Source organism: Bradyrhizobium sp. (genome assembly GCF_030654605.1).
Taxonomy (GTDB): Bacteria; Pseudomonadota; Alphaproteobacteria; order Rhizobiales; family Xanthobacteraceae; genus Bradyrhizobium.
Map to the genome: position 1 here is coordinate 1 of NZ_JAURXB010000022.1, position 5,249 is coordinate 5,249.

Consider the following 5,249-nt stretch of genomic DNA (forward strand, 5'->3'; position numbering starts at 1 on the left):
GGCAGGTGAAAGCAAGCTTCCTTGCCAGCGACCGGACCTACGGCGCACGGCGGGTCTGGAGAGACCTTTTGGCAGACGGCGTCGAATGCGGTCTGCATCAGGTCGAGCGGCTGATGCGCCTGCAAGCCTTGCGGGCGCGGCCACGGCGCCGGCGCCTGCCAAAGGACGAAGGCGACCGCCAGGTCGGGAACGTGCCGGCAAACCTTCTGGACTGGCAGTTTACGGCCGAGCGGGCTAACCAGAAGTGGATTGCAGACTTCACCTACATCTGGACGGCCGAGGGCTGGCTGTACGTGTCAGCCGTCATCGACCTGTTCTCGCGCCGGGTAGTCGGCTGGTCGATGAGCGCCAGCATGACGGCGCAGCTGGTTGCGGACGCCCTGTTGATGGCCGTCTGGCGTCGGGGCAAGCCCGACGCCCTGATGCATCATTCGGATCGGGGCAGCCAATATGTCAGCGAACGGTTCCAGCGCCTGATGGCCGACAGCGGGATCGTTTGCAGCATGAGCCGATCAGGCAATGTCTGGGACAATGCGGCGATGGAGAGCTTCTTCCCGTCGCTGAAGACCGAGCGAACTGCGCGCAAAAACTATCGCACCAGGAACGAGGTCAAGGCGGATGTGTTCGACTATATCGAGCGGTTCTACAATCCAACACGACGTCATTCGACGATCGGATATGTCAGCCCTGTTGAGTTCGAGCGCAAGCTGGGATTAGCTTAACTTGGTGTCCATCAAACCCGCAGCAGCTCAGAGAGTCCCCCTCACCCGGAGACTTCGCTGTCGCTCCGTCTCCGACCTCTCCCCGCAAGCGGGGCGAGGTAAAGCGCACCTCACGCGTTGACGCGCGGGTCGGCCCATTTTTCGATCTGGGAAGCGCCGATCACCTGTTTGGGCTGATGCGGGTTGAGCGTGCCGGCGCTGGCCGACCAGCCCTTGGCGAGAATCTGCAGGGCAAACAGCTTGGCGTCGACTTCCGACCTGAACGTGCGGGTCGATCGCACCACGCCATCGGCGCTGTCGTCCGTCTTCACGGTCTTGTCCGGCCCGAAGGCCACGTACCAGGTGTCGGGTTGTGTCATGATCACATAACGATAGTGGAGGCCGAAAGTTCCGATGCGAGGAACGGCGGCTGGCCGATGGCCAAAAGAGGGGCCGCCCGCGATGGGGAAAGTGTATGACAAGCGGCCGCGAGCACCGGACTCCGTGGCGGTAAGGCCGGCTCGCCGCGCCTCTCACCCGGCTCCCGCCGGGCCGGTCGGCCCGATCGTCCTCCGTTTGGTGGATAGGCCGGCGCTGGCGGCCACCCCGCGCGTGCCGTTAACGTTTAGGTTAACGCGAGTTACATGGACGCTGGCCGCAAACATCGGTAGAACTGCGCCATCGCACCCCTCGTGAAGAGATCAGGATAGATGGCAGCCGCTCCCGGTGTCCGGCGTTCCGAACTCGGTGATGCGTTGCGCGCCTGCCGCAACGCCTTCATCGGCGTCGGCCTCATGAGCTGCATGATCAATCTGCTGTATCTGACCGGCTCGATCTTCATGCTGGAGGTCTACGACCGGGTGCTGCCGAGCCGCAGCATTCCGACGCTGGTCGGCCTCGTGATCCTGGCCGGCGGATTGTATGTCGCCCAGGGCATCCTCGATTTGATTCGCGGTCGCGTGCTGGTCCGGATCGGCACCTCGCTCGACGAAGCGCTCAATGCCCGCGTGTTCGACACCGTGGTGCGGCTGCCACTGATGGTGGGCGGCCGCAACGAGGGCCTGCAGCCGCTGCGCGATCTCGACAACGTCCGCTCCTTCCTCTCCAGCATGGGGCCGGGCGCGTTCTTCGACCTGCCATGGCTGCCGTTCTACCTGGCGATCTGTTTCGCCTTCCACACCTTGATCGGCCTGACCGCGCTGGTCGGCGCCATCATTCTGGTCACGCTCACCATCATCACCGAATTCATGTCGCGGGCGCCGGCGCGCGAGGCCATGGGCCTCGCGGCGCGCCGCAACGACCTGGCCGCCACCAGCCGGCGCAACGCCGAGGTGCTGGTCGCGATGGGCATGTCCGGGCGGCTGACAAAGCGCTGGAGCGAGGCCAACGAAAAATATCTCGCCGGCAACCAGCGCGCCAGCGACGTCGCCGGCGGTCTCGGCGCCATCGCCAAGGTGATGCGCATGGTGCTGCAATCCGCGGTGCTCGCGGTCGGCGCCTATCTCGTGATCAACCAGGAAGCCACCGCCGGCGTCATCATCGCGGGCTCGATCCTGAGCGCGCGGGCGCTGGCGCCGGTCGATCTCGCGATCGCGCACTGGAAGGGTTTTGTCGCCGCGCGGCAGAGCTGGCACCGCCTCAACAAGCTCTTGGAAACGCTGCCGGCGCCGACGGAGCAGACGCTGCTGCAGAGCCCGTCGAAGCGGCTGTCGGTCGAGGGCGTCAGCATCGTGCCGCCGGGCGATCAGAAGGTCATCGTGCAGGACGTGACGTTCGCGCTGGAAGCCGGCAACGGCCTCGGCGTGATCGGGCCGAGCGGATCGGGCAAGTCGTCGCTGATCCGCGCGCTGGTCGGAGTCTGGCAGCCGGTGCGCGGCAAGGTGCGGCTCGATGGCGCCGCACTCGACCAGTGGTCGAGCGACGTGCTCGGCCGCCACATCGGCTATCTGCCGCAGGACGTCGAACTGTTCGCCGGATCGGTCGCGCAGAATATCTGCCGCTACGATCCCGACGCCACCTCCGACACCATCATCAAGGCCGCCAAGGAAGCCGGCGTCCACGACATGATCATCAAGATGCGCGAAGGCTACGACACCCAGATCGGCGAACAGGGCACCGCGCTCTCGGCCGGCCAGGCGCAGCGCGTGGCGCTGGCGCGGGCGCTGTATGGCGATCCGTTCCTGATCGTGCTCGACGAGCCGAACTCCAATCTCGATACCGAGGGCGACGAGGCCTTGACCCGGGCGGTCCGCGCCTCGCGCGAGCGGGGCGCCATCGTGGTGGTGGTCGCGCATCGGCCGATCGGCATCGAGGCGGTCGACATGCTGCTGGTGTTGAAGGACGGCCGCATGCAGGCCTTCGGGCCGAAGGAAACCGTGCTGGGACAGGTGCTGCAGCCGCGCGTTGCGCCGCCGTCACCGATCAAGATCGTCTCCGAAGGGGGAGTTGCCAAATCATGACGGACAGCGCCAAGGGTGGTTCAGGCAAGCGTGGCGCGAAAGCGTCGATCCGGCTGCACATGATCGTCGGCCTGTCGGTCATCCTGCTGCTGGTGGGCGGATTGGGCACCTGGGCATCGACCGCGCAGATCTCGGGCGCGCTGATCGCGCCGGGACAGATCGTGGTCGAATCCAACGTCAAGAAAGTTCAGCACCCGACCGGCGGCGTGGTCGGCGAGGTGCGGGCCCGCGACGGCATGGCCGTGAAGGCCGGCGACATCGTGGTGCGGCTCGACGACACCGTCACCAAGGCCGGCCTCGCCATCGTCAACAAGGCGCTCAACGGGCTGTGGGCGCGGGCGGCGCGGCTGGAGGCCGAACAGCGCGGCCTCGACCGGATCACCTTCCCGCCGATGCTGCTCGACCGTCCCAACGATCCCGACGTCCAGAACGTGATGGCCAGCGAAAGCAAGCTGTTCGAAGTGCGCACCACCGGGCGCGCCGGACAAAAGTCGCAGCTGCGCGAGCGCGTCGCCCAGCTCAAGGAAGAGATCGCGGGCCTCGCCGCCCAGGAGCAGGCCAAGGACAAGGAAATCGTGCTGGTCGAAAAGGAACTGGTCGGGGTGCGCTCGCTCTACGAGCAGCGGCTGGTTCAGCTCTCGCGCCTGACCGTGCTGGAGCGCGACGCCGCAAGGCTGTCCGGTGAACGGGCGCAGTACATCGCCGCGAGGGCGCAGGCCAGAGGCAAGATCACCGAAACCGAGCTGCAGATCATCCAGGTCGACAAGGACCTGGTCAGCGAAGTTTCAAAGGACCTGCGCGAGACCAACGACAAGATCGGCGAATTCGTCGAGCGCAAGGTGACGGCCGAAGACCAGTTGCGCCGGGTCGACATCCGCGCCCCGCAGGACGGCATGGTGCTGCAGTCCACCGTTCACACCGTGGGCGGCGTCATCACCGCCGGCGACGCCATCATGATGATCGTGCCGCAGGCCGACGATCTCTCGGTCGAGGCCAAGGTCAATCCGCAGGATATCGACAAGCTGCAGATCGGCCAGAAGACGGTGCTGCGGCTGTCGGCGCTGAACCAGCGCACCACCCCGGAGCTGAACGGCGTGGTGTCGCGCGTCTCGCCCGACGTCACCACCGACCAGCGCACCGGCCAGAGCTACTACACCATCCGGGTCTCGATGGCCCCGGCGGAAGTCGCCCGCCTCGGCGAGGTGAAGCTGATCCCGGGCATGCCGGTCGAAGCCTTCGTGCAGACCGGCGACCGCACCATGCTGTCGTATCTGATGAAGCCGCTGAGCGACCAGCTGATGCGCTCGTTCCGGGAGCGGTGAGGGGATCTCTTCGCAACAACCGCATACCTCATCCTGAGGAGCATCGCGAAGCGATGCGTCTCGAAGGATGGCCGCTTGCACCGACCTTGCTTCCATCCTTCGAGACGCCGCGCGAAGCGCGCGCGGCTCCTCAGGACGAGGTCGGAGGGGTTGCCGCGATGGCGCTACCGCGACAAATTCTGCAGCAGCAAATTCAGCGCCGCGCTGGCAAAGCTGTGCATGTTCGCCTGGCGATCGGCGCTGCCGGTCTCCAGCGTGACCACCGCATTCTCCGGGCCCGCGAGCCCCATGCAGCTGTGCCCGGCCGCGTCGCCGTAGCGGTTGCCGGTGGGGCCGGTGGCGCCGGTCTCGGACAGGCCCCAGTCGGTGGCGAAGCGCGTACGGATCTGGCTCGCCAGCAGCTTCGCGTATGGCTCGGATGCCGAACGAATGCCCTTCATCGCCTCGTCGGGAATGTCCATCAACAGCCGCCGCGCATCGCGGGTATAAACCACGGCGCCGCCGAGAAAATAGGCCGAGGCGCCGGGCACCGCGAGCAGCGACGCTGAAATCAGCCCGCCGGTCGAGGATTCCGCGATCGCGATGGTCTGCCTGCGTTCGATCAGTCGGGCGGCAATCTGTTCGGCGATCGGGACAAGGTCTTTCATCGGATATCAATTCCTTCGGAAGATTCGCTTGAGCAGAGAGGGTTTCTCCGGCCTGTCGGAGAGCGAGTGGTAGACGACGCGGACGAAATTGCTGGCCGCGAGCTCCGTCGGCGCCCATTT

The 5,249-nt window shown here is 66.0% G+C and carries 5 protein-coding genes; 3 read left to right on the forward strand and 2 right to left on the reverse strand.

Going from position 1 to position 5,249, the window contains the following annotated elements; translation table 11 throughout:
• Positions 1-722: IS3 family transposase (locus Q7U29_RS01780; RefSeq protein WP_304737717.1), on the forward strand; the 722-nt coding region annotated here is incomplete at its 5' end.
• A 110-nt stretch (positions 723-832) separates the two neighbouring features.
• On the opposite strand, the gene Q7U29_RS01785 is transcribed toward Q7U29_RS01780, so the two are convergent.
• A complete protein-coding gene (locus Q7U29_RS01785) occupies positions 833-1,081 on the reverse strand; it encodes a hypothetical protein (protein WP_304737719.1) in 249 nt (82 codons plus the stop codon).
• A gap of 330 nt (positions 1,082-1,411) precedes the next feature.
• On the opposite strand from Q7U29_RS01785, the gene Q7U29_RS01790 reads away from it, so the two are divergent.
• Both Q7U29_RS01790 and Q7U29_RS01795 read left to right on the forward strand, forming a co-directional pair.
• Positions 1,412-3,160 (forward strand): type I secretion system permease/ATPase, encoded by a 1,749-nt coding sequence (locus Q7U29_RS01790; RefSeq protein ID WP_304737721.1) that lies wholly within the window; start codon positions 1,412-1,414, stop codon positions 3,158-3,160.
• On the forward strand, positions 3,157-4,482 hold the full coding sequence (locus Q7U29_RS01795) for an HlyD family type I secretion periplasmic adaptor subunit (RefSeq protein WP_304737723.1): 1,326 nt from the start codon (positions 3,157-3,159) through the stop codon (positions 4,480-4,482). The genes Q7U29_RS01790 and Q7U29_RS01795 overlap by 4 nt, the downstream gene beginning before the upstream one ends.
• Before the next feature lie 164 nt (positions 4,483-4,646).
• Here Q7U29_RS01795 and Q7U29_RS01800 read toward each other — a convergent pair whose 3' ends face one another.
• Positions 4,647-5,129 carry a CinA family protein gene (locus Q7U29_RS01800; RefSeq protein WP_304737725.1) on the reverse strand — a complete coding sequence of 161 codons (483 nt, stop codon included), beginning with the start codon at positions 5,127-5,129 and terminating at the stop codon, positions 4,647-4,649.
• Positions 5,130-5,249: the final 120 nt, after the last annotated feature.